This window comes from Salipaludibacillus daqingensis (genome assembly GCF_029891575.1).
Classification (GTDB): domain Bacteria; phylum Bacillota; class Bacilli; order Bacillales; family Salisediminibacteriaceae; genus Salipaludibacillus; species Salipaludibacillus daqingensis.
On record NZ_JARZHF010000002.1, the window covers coordinates 229,020 to 245,492 of the forward strand.

The window sequence follows — 16,473 nt, forward strand, 5'->3', positions numbered from 1 at the left end:
ATACTACAATTAGTGATTACATCTGCTTCATGACCGATGAGATAAAAAAACCATCCGTATCAAATTCACCAGGGAATAGCTGAATTTTACCAGGTGTTGCTTCCGTTTTTTCTCTCATCACTTTAGGCAAGCGATCAATAAATCCCTCTTCAAAACTAGCGTCTTCATGTTCATTAACAAAGGTCGTAATCACCCGATCGTTCTCCTCATTATCGATTGTACACGTACTATATACTAATCGTCCCCCTTTTTTCAAAAGGGGCCAAACTGATTCTACAATCTCTTGTTGTATTGTTGATAGCCTCTCAATGTCCGATTCACGTTTCGCCCATTTTAAATCAGGTTTACGTTGAATAACACCTAAACCAGAACAAGGAGCATCGACTAAAATACGATCAAACGTTTCAGATTTATATTCGTCATTCAACTGTCTGGCATCAAATACTTGACCATCAATGATCGATAATCCTAAACGCTCTTGTTGATTTAAAATCAACTTTACTTTATGTGGGTGTATATCGATACTTTTAATATCACCACGATTCTCCATAAGCTCTGCAATATGAGTCGACTTTCCGCCAGGTGCGGCACACGCATCTAAAACAATTTCTCCTGGTTCAGGAGCAAGTACGTGAGAAACAAGCATAGAACCTTCGTCTTGAATCGAAAGCCATCCTTTTTTAAAAGCTTCTGTATTTACGATAGAACCTCGTTCAATTCGTAAACTTTCTTCCAAGTTTGGACTTTCTACTACTTCAAGCCCATCTTCTTGCAATGATTCAATCACTTCTTGTTTTGAAACAACAGTTGTGTTCACTCGTACGGAATGAATAGGTGTCGTTAGATTCGCGTGGGCTATTTCTTCTGTTTTTGTATAACCGTATTGGTTTATCCATCTTGTTAGCAGCCATTCAGGATGACTTGTTTCCACTGCCAGTCTCTCTACTTTATTTTCGATCGCATCTACACGAGGTAACTCCCCTCGTAGCATCGATCGTAAAATACCGTTCACCATTCCTGAAATACCTTTATGGCCTCGCCGTTTTGCAATTTCTACAGCTTCGTTAATTGCAGCATGATCTGGTATTCTATCTAAAAAAACGAGTTGGTAAACAGTTAATCGAAGCAAAAGGTGAACCCATACTTCTAATTTAATTAACGGCTTCTTTGAATAGGCTTCAAGATAAAAATCTATCTTTTTTTGCTGTTGAATGGTTCCATATACGATTTCAGTCAGCAATGGAACGTCTTTTGTTGAAACGGTTAATTTTTTGATCGTATCATTTAACAGTAAATTACTATAAGCTTGGTTTTTTTCAATTTTTAATAAAACATCTAACGCCGCTTCGCGTACATTCCCTTGAGGCTTTTGTTTACTCATGTGCATCTTCTCCTAACCTCATTCCAACGGTCCACGTATTTCCAGCGCCTCTTACAAACGTGGAAACATCCATCGGCTTCTTTCCTGATGGTTGTACTTTTGTTAATGCAAGAACTGTCCCTTTTCCACAAGCAATACGAATAGACTCGTTAGTCATCTCAACAACCGTACCTGGTTCAGCATCCGTCTGTTTTGATACAACGACCGATTCCCAAATTTTAAATCGTTTACCATGAACCGTTGTGAATCCTACAGGCCAAGGGTTTAACCCACGAATTTGATTAAATATACTCCTTGCTGGGGAATCCCAATGAATCAATTCTTGTTCTTTTTTAATATTCGGAGCAAATGTAACGAGATCTTGGTCTTGAGGAACGGCTTGCACCTTTTCTTCTTGAATCGTTGGAATCGTTTCTTGAAGAAGGTCCGCCCCTAGTCGACTTAATTTATCATGCATTGTCCCCGTTGTATCCTCATCTAATATTGGGATCGCCTTTTGAGATATGATATCTCCTGCATCTAATTTTTCGACCATATACATGATCGTTATGCCTGTCTCTTTCTCTCCATCAATGACGGACTGGTGAATTGGCGCTCCTCCACGGTATTTTGGTAACAGGGATGCATGGACATTGATACAACCTTTAGGTGGAATATCTAACAGTTCTTTTGGTAAGATTTGACCAAAAGCTGCAGTAACGATTAAATCTGGTGCTACTTCTTTTACCGTTTTCCACTCTTCTTCGTGCTTGATCTTTTCTGGTTGAAACACAGGAATGTTCAACTCTTCAGCAGCAACTTTCACTGGTGGTGGACTTAACAATTGCTTTCTTCCTTTTGGTCGATCTGGTTGCGTCACAACGAGTGCAATGTCATACCCATTCTCCACAAGCATATGTAATACAGGTACAGCGAAATCTGGTGTCCCCATAAATACTATTTTCATAAAACTTTATCCCCCTCTTTACTAACTCCACTAGTATCTTTTAGTCTCTGATAAATGCCAGTGTTGAAGTTGAAATCCGCGAGCGGTAATTTTCAACTTCAACATCCTACGAATATAGATCCTTTATTTAAAGCATCATATATGGATTTGTATCAATTGTAATCGCCAAACCCGTTCGAACCATCTCACCTTGATACGTTTTTATAATTTCTTGCAACGTCTCCGTTAGTTTCGGCTCAACTTTATATTTTACCATGCATTGGTAGCGATATCTATCCTTGATCCGCGGGATAGCAGAGGCAACAGGTCCGTATATCATCGTTTCTTCTGAAAGTTCTCTTCGCAAAAATGACGTGATTTTTTCTGTAACGGAAACGACACGATCCAATTCTTCATCGCTGACATGGATCAATACTAAAAAATAATATGGCGGATAACCACCATGTTTCCTTATTGCCATTTCTTTTTCAAAAAAAGATAGAAAATCATGTGACTTTACATCTAAAATACTATAATGATCCGGCGTATACGTCTGGACCATTACTTCACCAGTTTTCTCGTGTCTTCCTGCTCTCCCACTCACTTGTGTTAACAGTTGAAATGTTCTCTCAGCCGAACGAAAGTCTGGAAGATGCAACATGGAATCTGCCGCTAAAACACCTACGAGCGTAATATTCGGAAAATCTAGTCCTTTCGCAATCATCTGTGTCCCAAGCAAGATATCCCCTTTACCTTCACCGAACTGGTTAAGCAGTTTTTCATGAGATCCTTTTCGTCGAGTCGTATCCACATCCATTCTAATTACACGGATGTCAGGGAATATTTTTAATAATTCTTCTTCGACTTTTTGTGTACCGGTTCCAAAAAAACGAATGGAATCACTGCTACATTCTGGGCAAATGCTAGGAATCGTTTCGATATGCCCACAATAATGACATTGGAGTGATTGATTAGAACGATGATATGTTAAAGAAATATCACAATGCGGACATTGGGCTACATAACCACAGTCTCGACACATAATAAACGTTGAATACCCTCTTCGATTTAAAAACAACACGGTTTGTTCTTGTTTGTCTTTTCGAACTTGTATTGCTTCAAGAAGAGCATTGGAGAACATCGAACGATTTCCATTTCTTAACTCTTCTCTCATATCGATGAGAGACACTTCCGGCATTTGTACATGGTTCACTCGACTTTGCATCGTTAACAAATGATAGACGCCTTTTTTTGCTCTGGCATAACTTTCTAACGAAGGAGTTGCACTACCTAAAATGACTGGACACTGATAATTTTGCCCACGCTTGATCGCAACTTGTCTTGCATGATATCTCGGCAGTTCTTCTTGTTTATAGCTTGTTTCATGTTCTTCATCAATAATAAGAATACCTAAATTTTCAAATGGGGCAAAAATTGCAGACCTTGCCCCAACAGCAACATCCACTTTCCTTTCACGAATTTTCAACCACTCGTCATACTTTTCTCCTTTAGATAAGGCACTATGAAGAACAGCTACTCGAGAACCAAATCGTTCTTTAAATCGAGTAACCATTTGCGGAGTAAGTGATATTTCTGGAACAAGAACGATCGCTTCTCTCCCTTTTTGCAACGCCTTATCGATCGCTTGAAGGTAAACCTCTGTTTTTCCACTGCCGGTCACTCCTCGTAACAAAAACGTTTCATGACGGTCTTCTTGGATAGAAGAAACAATCGGATCTAACGCTTGTTGCTGCTCCTCCATTAACGGTAACGGTTCCGTAGATTGAAACTTGCGACCTTCGTATGGATCTCGTCCAACGACTACTTCCTCTTTCGTTAGCCATTTCTTTTTTACTAATTCTTGTAAGGTTGCCCTCGACACGTTCGCTTGTTCCATTAGTTGGATAAGCGGGATTTTTTCATCTTTCTTTACGTTTTCAATCATATAAAGAATCAGTTGTTTCTGCTTATCAGCTCTTGCCAGTTGTTCTAATGATTTTTTCAGTTCTTCTTTTGTAAATGGAGTAGAAATTACCATTTGTGTCTTCTGTTTATCATTTGTTTTCACGATTGGTGTGACGAGTAAAAGTTTATCCTTCACAGCTCTCATCATTTGTTTCTTTTCTTCCTCTGATGCTGTTTTACGCCATTCATCCCAATTTTCAATTTCCTTTTTATCTTTAAATAGATACTGCAATGTTATTGGGAGCTGATCAAACTCATCCACTGTTTTTAACGAGAGTTTTTTCTGATACTTTGCTCGCATTGCCGCAGGTAGCATAGATTTCAACACCGAAATATGAAACGACAATGTATCATCTTTTAACCACTTTGATAAATCAATCAGTTCCTTTGTTAAAGGTGGATATAAGTCTATTAATTCATCAAGTGGTTTTAATTTTTTTACGTCGTAGTCAGATTTTTCCTCTGTATTTAACACGAATCCTTGTACTTTACGTGGTCCAAACGAGACATTCACGCGAATTCCAGGAACAATCGTTTCTTCATATTCTGGTGGAACAAGGTAATCAAATACGCGGTCCGTTTGATTAACAGCCACATCCACGATTACTTTTGCGATCATTTATTTCCCCTCCAACAATGGGACTATCGCATCTAGGAGTTGGCTTGCCGCTAATTTTTTTGTCGTAAGTGAGATCTCTATTTCTTTTCCATCAGCAAAAAATAACGTTAACTCATTTGTGTCACCTTGAAATCCAGAACCTTCGTTATTGATAGAATTCGCAGCGATCATATCCAAATTTTTTGATTTGATTTTCTTTTTTGCATTCTCCTCAATGTTTTCTGATTCAGCGGCAAACCCGACTAAAACTTGGTTTTTCTTTTTCTCACCTAATGTTTTAAGAATGTCATCTGTCCGTTCCATTTCTACAGAAAGATCCCCCTCTGTTTTTTTCATCTTATTCGTGTGAAACGATTTCGGACGATAATCAGCTACGGCTGCTGCCTTGATGATGACATCCATCTGGTCAAAGTGAGAATGGACAGTCTTGTACATTTCTTCTGCTGATCTTACGGAAACGAGATTGACTCCATGAGGTGCTGATAAGGAACTTGGTCCACTAACAAGTGTCACATGAGCTCCTCTTGCCGCTGCCATTTCTGCAATCGCATATCCCATTTTTCCAGAAGAACGATTAGAAAAAAAACGGACCGGATCTATCTCTTCTTGGGTTGGGCCAGCAGTCACCAATACATTTTTGCCGTGCCAACGTTTGTTTTCTTTTCGTATAAAGTGATGATCAATCATCGCTAATATATCTTCCGGTTCTGCCATTCTGCCTTTTCCTTCGTATCCACATGCTAAATAGCCTTCATTTGGTTCAATATAATGATAGCCAAAGGTACGCAGTGTTTCCATATTTCTCTTCACTGCAGGATGGTCATACATATGAACGTTCATCGCTGGTGCGATCATAACAGGGGCTGTCGTTGCTAAGAGTGTCGTTGTAACCATGTCATCAGCAATGCCATTCGCTAGTTTGCCAATAATGTTTGCCGTGGCAGGCGCGATAACAACAAGATCTGCCCAGTCGGCAATGTCAATATGGGCTATTTTTTCTGGATTTGGTTCAATAAAAGTATCCATATACACATGATCTCTTGATAACGCTTGAAAAGTAAGTGGTGTCACGAATTCTCTTGCTGAATCAGTCATGACTACTTTCACTTTATATCCTTGTTGAATAAGTTTACTCGTTAAAGCTGCCGCTTTGAAAACAGCAATTCCACCTGTGACACATAATAAAATATGTTTTTCTTTGTTCATTTTCATCCGCCTCCGATTGCAATAATTCCTATTTTAAAATGAATTAAAAAAAATATGTCTATTACCGATGTTTATCCTGTTAAATGTTGCATCGCTCCATTTCACTGTTGTTTCTCTAAAGATGTTTCCCATCATCACCTAGAGACTTGGTAATTTTTATGATTCATCGTTTTGTTTGAGGTGGTGATGCTTTTCTATCTATACGATACCGAAAAAACGGCAGAAAAACAAAAGAAAAAACAACCTTTTGATCAGGTTGTTTCATCTTCGTCGCGAATTTCATATGTTAATTTTTCAGATTCAATTTCTTCAAGAGCCATACCGACGTAATTCACTGATTTAGATTTACTAGTTTTTTCAAATAAACTAGGGTTTTCTCGGAGTTGACGTGCTCTGTGGGCCGACACCGTTACTAATGTGTACTTAGAATTAATTTTAGTCATTAACGAATCAATAGATGGATCTAACATGCTATCACTCCTCCACAAGTTCTTTGTATAGATGAATTAATCTTTCCTTTTTGCAATTCTCGGCAGTAACAATGGATTTTATCCGTTCCACTGCATATTCCACTTGATCATTCTCTACGACGTAGTCGTATTTATCCATGAGATCAATTTCATCTTTAGCAATCGTCATTCTGCTATCGATTAAATCTTGAGATTCTGTTCCTCTTCCCTCAATTCGATTTCTAAGCTCTTTGATACTTGGAGGCATGAGAAATATAAATACGCCTTCCGGGAAGGATTCTTTCACTTGAAGAGCTCCTTGGACTTCAATTTCCAATATGACGTCATGGCCTTTTGCCAAGGTATCCTCTACATAATTTCTTGGTGTTCCATAATAGTTATCCACATATTTTGCATATTCTAACAGTTCATTTTCGCGAATCATTCGTTCAAACTCTTCTTTAGACTTAAAAAAATAACTTACTCCGTCTTCTTCCCCTTGACGTGGTTTGCGTGTCGTTGCAGAAACAGAGTACTGAATATGAGTATCATGTTTTCTTAATGCTCCACAAACTGTTCCTTTTCCTACTCCAGAAGGACCTGAGAGAACAATTAGTAGACCTTTTTCTCTTCTCATATAAACCTCCAGCATTCATTGATCAATATAGTTTATCACGTTTTTTATTCGTATGGTAGGTCTAGTCCACTCACTTTAATGTTTTATTATGTAGACCAAAATACTTTTTAAAAAAAAGTAGCTTTTGTTAGTGCCTTCATATCATAATGGTTTATAACAAAAAATACAACTTAGAAACAAATATAAATGCAAGCGGAAAGCCATCGGAAACCCGATGGCAAGAGGTTGGTGTTATTCTTCCGTTGCGTCTTCTTTGCTAGTAATTACTCTTTGGGCGACCGTTTCAGGCTGCACCGCCGACAAAATTACATGATCACTGTCAGCTATAATCACTGCACGTGTACGACGACCATATGTCGCATCTACCAACATGTTTCTTTCTCTTGCATCAGAAATAATTCGTTTTATAGGAGCAGACTCTGGACTTACGATCGAGATGATACGATTTGCTGATACAATGTTACCAAATCCAATGTTAATTAGCTTAATATCCAAGTTTCATTCTCCTATCTGTTTTTACGAGTTTTTGTTTAAAATATGTTTTTGTTGCTATGGTGCTTCACAGGGTCAATAAAATAAATTCTTTACATCATAGTGTACGATATAACGAAATGATCACTCTAGATAACTAGTGGATAAAATCGTTATTCAACATTTTGTATTTGCTCGCGGATTTTTTCTAACTCCGCTTTGATGTTCACAACTATTTGGCTGACCTCTAAATGATTGGCTTTGGAGCCAATCGTATTTGTTTCTCTATTTAATTCTTGGACGAGAAAATCTAATTTTCGCCCGACCACATTTGCCTCATGTAAAACTTCTAAAAATTGCTTGATATGACTGTCAATCCTAGTTAACTCTTCATCGATATTTGACTTATCTGCAAATACAGCTACTTCGGTTAGAACACGTGATTCATCTAATTCTGTATTCTCTTTCGTAAAAGCTTCTACTTTTTTTAACAAACGATCTTGATATTCCTCTTGTACATTAGGAGCTATCTCTCGAAGTTTTTCTACCGATTCACTTACATTGTTAAGTTTTTGCTTCATATCGTTATGAAGTTCTTTCCCTTCACGGTCTCTCATTTCCATTAGTTGAACCGTTGCATCTTCCACAGCAGCTTGTACCATTATTTCTAGATCCTTTGAAATCTCATCTGATTCTTTTATCGTTGCGATTTCATCATGCAAAAGCAATTGATCTATTGGTAAAGTTGTCGAAGAGTTTGTTGATTCTGCCATTTTTTCATAGATTTGTTGATATTGATCAAAGAGGTCCCAATCGATAGATAGTGACCTTTTTACAATGCCTTCCCCGTGTAAATTCAAGAATACATCGATTTTTCCACGTTTGACATAACGTGAAATGACTTTCTTCATACGGTCTTCCAAAAAGAATAATTGTCTAGGCATTCGAATATTAATTTCGCAAAAACGGTGATTTACCGCCTTCATTTCTACTGTCACCTGACAATTGTCATTTTCCTTAGCGGATCGCCCGTATCCTGTCATACTCATTATCATTTCTATCACATCCACAATCTATATTCTAAACAATTTTTGTCCAGACAACAAGGGGTGAGCTTGATTTATCGTCTATTTGTTCAATAAATCACTTGTTTGTAGGCTAAGATACGTGTTTTTATTTGTTCCTATGATAGTTTTTGCTATAATAACAAGGGCAAGCTTAAGAAATTTAAAAGGAGGTGTCCCGATGTCTTTTGATGGCATTGTTACACGAGCGGTCACCGATGATTTAAAAAAGACAATCGTTAGCGGCAGAATCGCAAAAATTCACCAACCATTTCCGACGGATTTAATGTTAACAGTTCGAGCGAACGGGAAAAATCATTCATTATTTCTTTCCGTTAATCCTTCTTTTTCACGTTTCCATTTAACAAATATAAAATTCGATAACCCACAAGAACCTCCAATGTTTTGTATGGTACTAAGAAAACATTTAGAAGGTAGTATTCTTGAAAGTATTAAACAAGATGGACTTGAAAGAGTTATCACTTTCTCATTCAAAGGTCGAAATGAATTAGGTGACGTATCTTACAAAAAATTAATTGTTGAATTGATGGGAAGGCACAGTAATATTATTTTTATGGATAAAGAAAATGATGTCATTTTAGATAGCATCAAACACATCTCACCATCTTTATCTCAATACCGAACAGTGTTACCTGGACAACAGTATAAAGAACCACCTCATATGGATAAATTAAATCCGTTAGATATGGATGAAGACTCTTTATTAAAAAAATTAGACTTTAATAAAGGGAAAATGGATCAGCAACTAAGGGATACGTTTAGTGGACTCTCTCCACAAGTGATTAAAGAAATTCTTCATAGAGCTAAATTCACGAACCGTGACACGTTACCACCAGCATTTATCAATGTTCTAAAACCAGTTCAGAATAACGATTACTCACCTTTTGTCATTACTGATGCTGCAAAGGATGCCTTTTCCGTTATTCCACTTGACCATTTAGACGGTGAACGAACATATTTCGATAATGTTCATGACATGTTGGACCGCTATTTTGTCGACAAAGCAGAACGAGATCGCGTAAAACAGCGGGCACATGATTTAGAACGATTTTTAAGAAATGAATACCAAAAGAATAAGAAGAAAATCACAAAATTAGAAAAAACATTAAAGGATGCAGACAAGGCACAAAAACAGCAAAAGTATGGAGAATTACTTACTGCGCATATGCATCTCGTTTCAACTGGTCAAAAAGAGCTGGTTGTTGTTGACTACTATGATCCGGAACAAAATGAGTTGACGATTCCTTTAAACCCTCATAAATCAGCTTCGGATAACGCTCAACAATTTTTTAAAAAATATCATAAACTCAAAAATTCTATTGCCTTCGTTAAAGAACAGCTAGCATCTGCAGAAAGCGAAATGTTTTATCTCGATACATTGATCCAACAAGTTGAAATTGCAACTACTAGAGACCTTGATGATATTCGTGAAGAGTTAGAAAACGGCGGCTATTTAAAAAAGAAAGTCCAGAAAAAAAAGAAAAAGAAACCAGGTAAACCATCTGTGGAACGTTATGTATCCTCTGAAGGCATTGACCTTTACGTCGGAAAAAACAACAAACAAAATGAGTATTTAACTACTCGTTTAGCGAGACAAGATGATACGTGGCTTCATACGAAAGACATCCCTGGCTCTCATGTCATTATTCGTCATCAAGATTTCAGTGAACAAACATTATTGGAAGCTGCAAACTTAGCTGCTTACTTTAGTAAAAGTCGGATGTCAGGTCAAGTTCCTGTTGACTACACGTTGATTCGACACGTGAAAAAACCGAATGGTGCGAAACCAGGATATGTGACATATGATAATCAAACGACACTATTTGTTAATCCAGACCAAGACCTTGTTCGCCAATTGGCTAATAATGCTCAACAATAATCTTACGTAGTGAAAAGGCAGCACCTTGTTTAAAGGTGCTGCCTTTGTTTTAACTCGTTTTCAAAACTTTGAATTGTGATTTGACGAGATTAAAGTATTCTCCTTTTTGATCCATTAATTCTTGATGATCACCTTGTTCTAAAATATTTCCTTGCTCTAATACAATAATATTATCTGCTTCACGTATCGTAGAAAGACGGTGAGCAATCATAATTGCAGTTCTACCATGAAGTAGCTTTTTCAGCGCACGTTGGATTAATTGTTCTGTTTCTGTATCAATAGATGCTGTAGCTTCATCTAAAATTAATATTTTAGGATCTGCTAATAAAGCTCTAGCAAAGGAAATAAGCTGTCTTTCCCCAACAGATAAAACATTTCCTCGCTCTTCTACTTCCGTCTCGTACCCATTGTTTAGCTGTGAAATAAACTTATCCGCGCCAACCGTTTTCGCTGCTTCAATAATTTCTTCCTCACTAGCATCTGGTCGACCAAATCGAATATTATCCATGATTGTACCTGAAAAAATAAATGTATCTTGAAGAACAATGCTTACTTTTTCTCTTAAGCTGTCTAAACGAATGTCTCTTAAATCGTTCCCATCAAGAAGTACCCTGCCTTTTGTTGGATCGTAAAAGCGACTAATCAAATTGACAATCGTCGTTTTACCACTTCCTGTGTGCCCAACGAGGGCTACAGTTTGACCTGCTTTCATTTCCAAATCAATTTGATTTAAGGCTTTTCTGTCACTATCGTACGCAAATTCGACATTTTCAAATTGAATATGGCCATATACCTCGTCAAGTTTCTTAGCTCCTTGTTTTTCAGGTACCGATGGTTGTTCGTCAAGAAATTCAAAAATTCGTTCCGACGAAGCCATCCCTACTAATAGTTGGTTATAAACTTGACCTAAACGAGAAATTGGTTCCCAAAACATTCCAATATATAATGAGAATGCGAAGAAATTACCTATGGAAAGCGCATCTACTTGAATTAAATAAACACCATACCAAAGAAGAATCGCTGTTCCAATAGCACCACTCATTTCAACTAGAGGTCGGAACATTGCGCTTTTCTGCGTTGCATTTCTCCAAGATTCAAAATTCATTTCATTCATTTGATTAAAAAACCCAATATTCTCTTTTTCTTGCGTATAAGACTGCGTAACACGAATTCCTTGAATGCTTTCGTTTAAATGAGAGTTTATCATTGATTGTTTAATACGAACATCTTGCCATGAGCGACGAATGTTTCTTCGAAGTTTTGTTGAGATAAAAAACATCAACGGAAGTACAATCATAATTGCCAACGTCAGTTCAGGGCTGATGAAAAACAACAGCACAATGATTCCGACAAGCATGATGACGTCCATTAATAAATTGATGACACCATTTGTAAACAAATCTTGTAAACTATTAACGTCATTAGTGATTCTGACGAGGATCGAACCAGCTGATCGTTGATCAAAAAATCGATGGGAAAGACGTTGGATATGATTAAACAACCCTTTCCGTAAATCGAAAATAACGAGCTGACCTAGTTTATTCATAAACCTTATTCGGAGCGTGTTTCCTATCCAAGAAACGACGTAAAGTCCTGTAATAATAAGAACCATCATCATTAGAAAACTGAATTCCCCTGTTTCAATAATATGATCTAATGCATAACTACCAATTAAAATAGGTACGAGTAACCTTACTGCCGTTGATAATAACATTCCGAGAATAGCAATCGGCAAAATATTTTTTGCGTATGGTTTCATATATCTAAATAATCGAGTCATCTGCATCCAATTAAATGGCTTCTCAATTGCTTGATCCATAGAATAGTGGAACCGTTTTAATGTTCTCGATTTTGTTTGCTCTTCTTCATTCATTCCTTGTTTTTCCATCGGTTCCACCTCCTATTTCGCTTCTTCTAGAAATTGGTTTCGATCTTTAAATTGAAGTTCATAGATTCTGCGATATTGCCCCTCATTGTTTTGAAGAAGTTCGTCATGTGTTCCTTGCTCCACAATTTCTCCTTCACTCATAACGATAATCTCATCAGCATGCATTAACGACGAAATACGATGAGCAATAATAAATGTCGTACGACCTTTCATCACTTCTCTAAAAGCGGCTTGTATTTTCGCTTCCGTTTCCATATCAACCGCACTTGTAGCATCATCAAGAATGAGAATACTCGGGTCGATACAAATCGCTCTCGCAATCGCAATCCTTTGTTTTTGTCCACCAGAAAGACCACCACCACGCTCCCCTAAAACTGTATCGTACCCATTCGGTAAATCCATAATAAATGAATGTGCATCGGCGCGCTTAGCAGCGTCAATGATTTGCTCCATCGTTGCTTCAGGAGCACCGTAAGAAATATTATCTTTTACCGAAGAGGAGAAAAGAAATGATTCTTGCAAAACGACGCCCGTATTTTTTCGAATTGTTTTCAACGTATAATCCGTGATAGATTTTCCGTCAATGGTTATTCTCCCTCGCTCTGGTTCATAAAAACGAGAAATCAACTGAGTAATGGACGTTTTTCCAGATCCAGTAGCGCCAATTAATCCTATTGTTTTCCCTGGTTTTGCTTCAAACGAAATATTTTTAAGTGCTAAATCTTCCTCTTCATCGTAACTATGGCTGACATTTTCAAACACGACGTGTCCTTCTAAATGATCTTTCTCTAGAGATCCTGGTTCGTCAAAAATATCTTCACGTTCATCGAGTACTTGCAAAATTCTTTCCCCTGATGCTTTCGACTGTGAAAAAGTATTAACGATAAAACCAAGGTTCATTAATGGATTAATAATAAACCAAATCAAACTGAAAAAAGCTACTAATACCCCCGGTTGAATGGAGTCATTGATCACTAACCAACCACCGTATCCTAAAAGGACAACGACACAAATATGGCCTATCAATTCCATAAATGGAAAATATCGTGACCAGATGTTAGAAGTGTGAATGAACTTATCTTTGTAATCGGTGTTTTTAGCATCGAATCGGCCCATTTCAAAGCCTTCTTTTGATAACGATTTTACGGTTGTCATACCACTAATATTCTCTTGCACTTTTGTCGTCATCCCTGCAAACGACTTTCGAATACTTGTAAAAGCTGGGTGTACCTTTTTATCAAATTGATAAACAGTAACAATTAAAAAGGGCATTGCTGCAAGAGTAACAACGGCTAAAGAAGGACTGTAATAAAACATAATTCCCATGCTTAATCCAATTAACATCGTCAAGTTAATTAATTGCGCGAAACCGAACGATAAGAAAAAGCGGAATCCTTCTACATCAGCTGTAAGTCTCGACATAAGATCTCCAGTTCTTGCATTATCATAATATCGAAATGGCAAAAATTGCAGTTTCTGGTACAATGCATTTCGAAGCTCATAGACCGATTGGATTCCAAATAAATCCCCTAAATATTGATGGAAATAGACAGCTACAGCTTTAAATAACGTAATGAGTAAAAAACCAATCGCTACGTATGGGACAAGATTGAAATTCTCTCCCAACACAACATGGTCAATCGTTATTTGTAAAATTACTGGATAAGCTACTGTAAACCCTGTTACAGCTAATAAAAATATAATGGACAAAAAGAAATACCTTTTATAAGGCCAATAAAACATTTTTAGACGTTTAAAAGTGTCCACATTTCCACCTCCTCTAATTCATGCAGTGAATGAAAAAACAAACTTTCTGACAATTCATCCTCATTTTTCAAAGCAATAGATCTAATATATCGGTTTCCGAAATAAATTTCTATTTCTTCTCGTAGTCAAATATGTGCAAATTTGCTGAATATTCATGTTTTCCGAAACCTTACTTGAAGTTTAGTTACAATTACATGATTTTGCGTCTGATTCCTCGAAATACAAGAAATATGTAAAATAAAGTAATTTAAATTCAAATGATTTTTTGGAAGGTGTATAAACACTAACGAGGAAAGAACAATTAGATTCCTAATGAAACGGTTCTCAAAAAAGGGGATGAAGAAAAGAAAAACTCCAGCCACATTTCACGTAGGTCGCTGGAGTGAGAAGTCGATACGTACATTCTAATCTAACTCCATTCAATAGTAAATCAACAAGGTTTTTCATTTACATAATTGATTTTTTATTCTTTAGTAAAATTAATCGTACTTCTAACGGTATCAATTGGTCGCACCATTTCTTCAATCTGTTCTCTTTTAGGTTCTAAAAATGGAGGCAATGAAAGCTTTTCCCCTAGCGTTTCATAAGGTTCATCCCCCATAAAACCTGGACCATCAGTTGCAAATTCAAATAAAATTTGAGGGGCAACTCTCGCATACAACGATTTAAAGAAAAAACGATCTACGAAACCGGACGTTTGGAAACCAAACCCTCGTAAACGATCATCCCATGCGTCTAATTCAGCACGATCATTAATACGGAAGGCCACATGGTGCACTGTACCAAAACCTTGTTGTGAGGGGGGAAGAACCACATTATGCTCTACGACCACCTGTGCGCCGTTCCCACCTTCACCAGTTTCAAATAAATGATAAGATCCATCGTTATCGATTTCATTAAATAATAACACTTTTTCTAACACTTCTTTGAAATGTTTGAATTCAGAAATTCTTATAAATATTGGACCTAATCCAGTAATCGCATATTTTAGAGGGACAGGCCCATCTTGCCAAGGAACTCCAGACTCTACCCCTTCGTTATATTCATCAGAAATAAGTTGATATTGTTGATCATCAAAATCGACAAATGGGAGTGTATTTTTCCCAAACTGTTCGTTTATTCCATCATGTTTAATATTTAGTCGGTCAAACCTTCTTACCCAATAATCTAACGCTTCATCATTTGGGACACGAAACGATGTTTTGGAAATTTCATTCGTTCCATGGTTCCCTTTAGGAATACCAGGAAAGTCAAAAAAAGTCATGTCTGTCCCTGCATTTCCTTTGTCATCTGCAAAAAATAAGTGGTACGTTTGAATGTCATCTTGGTTCACTGTTTTTTTGACTAAACGCATACCTAGAACGTATGTGAAAAATTCATAGTTTTTTTCTGCACTACTTGTAATCGCTGTTACGTGGTGAATCCCTTTTAATTCATTCATTGTTTATTCCTCCATATGAGCATCGACATGCTCGTTTATTTTATTTATTATCTTGAAGTCGTTTATTATTAATTCGAGATATTAATTATAATTTTACAATTCTTGAGCATAATATCCTAGTTTTTTTAATTGATGGATCATAAAATCTTTTTCACTGGCATCTAATCCTGCAAAAATTTCATTAATTGCTTGTTTATGTTCAGGGAAAATATCTGCCATTAATTCCGATCCTTTCGTTGTAATATAAGCATGAGTAATCCGACGATCTTTTGGACAAGGTTTTCTCTTTAATAATTCTTTCTTTTCTAACTTGTCAACCACATACGTAATGCTGCTACTTGCAATCAACACTTGATCTCCTATTTTTTGTATCGGTTGCTCTCCTTTGCTATAAATTAATTCAAGCACCGCAAATTCTGTAGGGTTTAGGCCATACCTTTTTATATCTTCCTCTACACGTTTTTTTATTGATTGCAAAGCGCGAGACATAACAACAAATAATTTTAACGAAAGTTCTTCATTTTCCTTGCTATTTTCTTCATTAGCCATTTTTATCATTCCTTTAGAAAATATATCTCGAATTCGAGATAATTGTATACTAAGTTGTTTTGCATTGTCAACCCCAGATACTTTCAATTATTACCTTTTTCTGAAAACACCTCCTTTGTGTGATCACTAGCTCATTCATACTAAACGATACATTTTGTTTTACAAGCATATTGCTTTGCGTTAATTTCTCTTCGTATTCGCGTTCCAACTT

13 protein-coding genes are annotated in these 16,473 nt (G+C 36.9%); 1 reads left to right on the forward strand and 12 read right to left on the reverse strand.

Annotated elements, in window-relative coordinates; all coding sequences use genetic code 11:
* Positions 1-16: 16 nt before the first annotated feature.
* The 8 genes from rsmB to QDN89_RS05260 all read right to left on the reverse strand — a co-directional run bounded on the left by rsmB (position 17) and on the right by QDN89_RS05260 (position 8,708).
* The gene (rsmB, locus tag QDN89_RS05225; protein WP_280769039.1) at positions 17-1,381 is read right to left on the reverse strand and encodes a 16S rRNA (cytosine(967)-C(5))-methyltransferase RsmB; all 1,365 of its coding nucleotides are present in this window, start codon (positions 1,379-1,381) and stop codon (positions 17-19) included.
* Positions 1,374-2,327, reverse strand: a complete 954-nt coding sequence (gene fmt / locus QDN89_RS05230; RefSeq protein WP_280769040.1) for a methionyl-tRNA formyltransferase — start codon at positions 2,325-2,327, stop codon at positions 1,374-1,376. Before fmt ends, rsmB begins: the two co-directional genes overlap by 8 nt.
* Before the next feature lie 127 nt (positions 2,328-2,454).
* Entirely contained in the window at positions 2,455-4,890 is a 2,436-nt protein-coding gene (gene priA / locus QDN89_RS05235; protein ID WP_280769041.1) for a primosomal protein N', read from the reverse strand.
* On the reverse strand, positions 4,891-6,096 hold the full coding sequence (coaBC, locus tag QDN89_RS05240; protein WP_280769042.1) for a bifunctional phosphopantothenoylcysteine decarboxylase/phosphopantothenate--cysteine ligase CoaBC: 1,206 nt from the start codon (positions 6,094-6,096) through the stop codon (positions 4,891-4,893).
* 251 nt (positions 6,097-6,347) lie between these two features.
* Positions 6,348-6,566, reverse strand: a complete 219-nt coding sequence (gene rpoZ / locus QDN89_RS05245) for a DNA-directed RNA polymerase subunit omega (RefSeq protein ID WP_280769043.1) — start codon at positions 6,564-6,566, stop codon at positions 6,348-6,350.
* Positions 6,567-6,570: 4 nt separating this feature from the next.
* Positions 6,571-7,182: a guanylate kinase gene (gmk, locus tag QDN89_RS05250; protein WP_280769044.1), complete on the reverse strand. Its 612-nt coding sequence runs from the start codon at positions 7,180-7,182 to the stop codon at positions 6,571-6,573.
* 231 nt (positions 7,183-7,413) lie between these two features.
* A complete protein-coding gene (gene remA / locus QDN89_RS05255; RefSeq protein WP_168004695.1) occupies positions 7,414-7,677 on the reverse strand; it encodes an extracellular matrix/biofilm regulator RemA in 264 nt (87 codons plus the stop codon).
* A 149-nt stretch (positions 7,678-7,826) separates the two neighbouring features.
* Positions 7,827-8,708 carry a YicC/YloC family endoribonuclease gene (locus tag QDN89_RS05260; RefSeq protein ID WP_280769045.1) on the reverse strand — a complete coding sequence of 294 codons (882 nt, stop codon included), beginning with the start codon at positions 8,706-8,708 and terminating at the stop codon, positions 7,827-7,829.
* A 190-nt stretch (positions 8,709-8,898) separates the two neighbouring features.
* Here QDN89_RS05260 and QDN89_RS05265 point away from each other — a divergent pair, with 190 nt between their 5' ends.
* Positions 8,899-10,617, forward strand: a complete 1,719-nt coding sequence (locus QDN89_RS05265; RefSeq protein WP_280769046.1) for an Rqc2 family fibronectin-binding protein — start codon at positions 8,899-8,901, stop codon at positions 10,615-10,617.
* Positions 10,618-10,666: 49 nt separating this feature from the next.
* On the opposite strand, the gene QDN89_RS05270 is transcribed toward QDN89_RS05265, so the two are convergent.
* The 4 genes from QDN89_RS05270 to QDN89_RS05285 form a co-directional block, all read right to left on the reverse strand.
* Positions 10,667-12,505, reverse strand: coding sequence for an ABC transporter ATP-binding protein (locus tag QDN89_RS05270; RefSeq protein ID WP_280769047.1), 1,839 nt, complete (start codon positions 12,503-12,505; stop codon positions 10,667-10,669).
* Positions 12,506-12,517: 12 nt separating this feature from the next.
* Positions 12,518-14,272 (reverse strand): ABC transporter ATP-binding protein, encoded by a 1,755-nt coding sequence (locus QDN89_RS05275; protein ID WP_280769048.1) that lies wholly within the window; start codon positions 14,270-14,272, stop codon positions 12,518-12,520.
* Positions 14,273-14,735: 463 nt separating this feature from the next.
* Complete coding sequence (locus QDN89_RS05280) at positions 14,736-15,713, reverse strand: ring-cleaving dioxygenase (protein ID WP_280769049.1); 978 nt, start codon at positions 15,711-15,713, stop codon at positions 14,736-14,738.
* Between the two features lie 93 nt (positions 15,714-15,806).
* Positions 15,807-16,262 carry a MarR family winged helix-turn-helix transcriptional regulator gene (locus QDN89_RS05285; protein WP_280769050.1) on the reverse strand — a complete coding sequence of 152 codons (456 nt, stop codon included), beginning with the start codon at positions 16,260-16,262 and terminating at the stop codon, positions 15,807-15,809.
* Between the last annotated feature and the right edge of the window lie 211 nt (positions 16,263-16,473).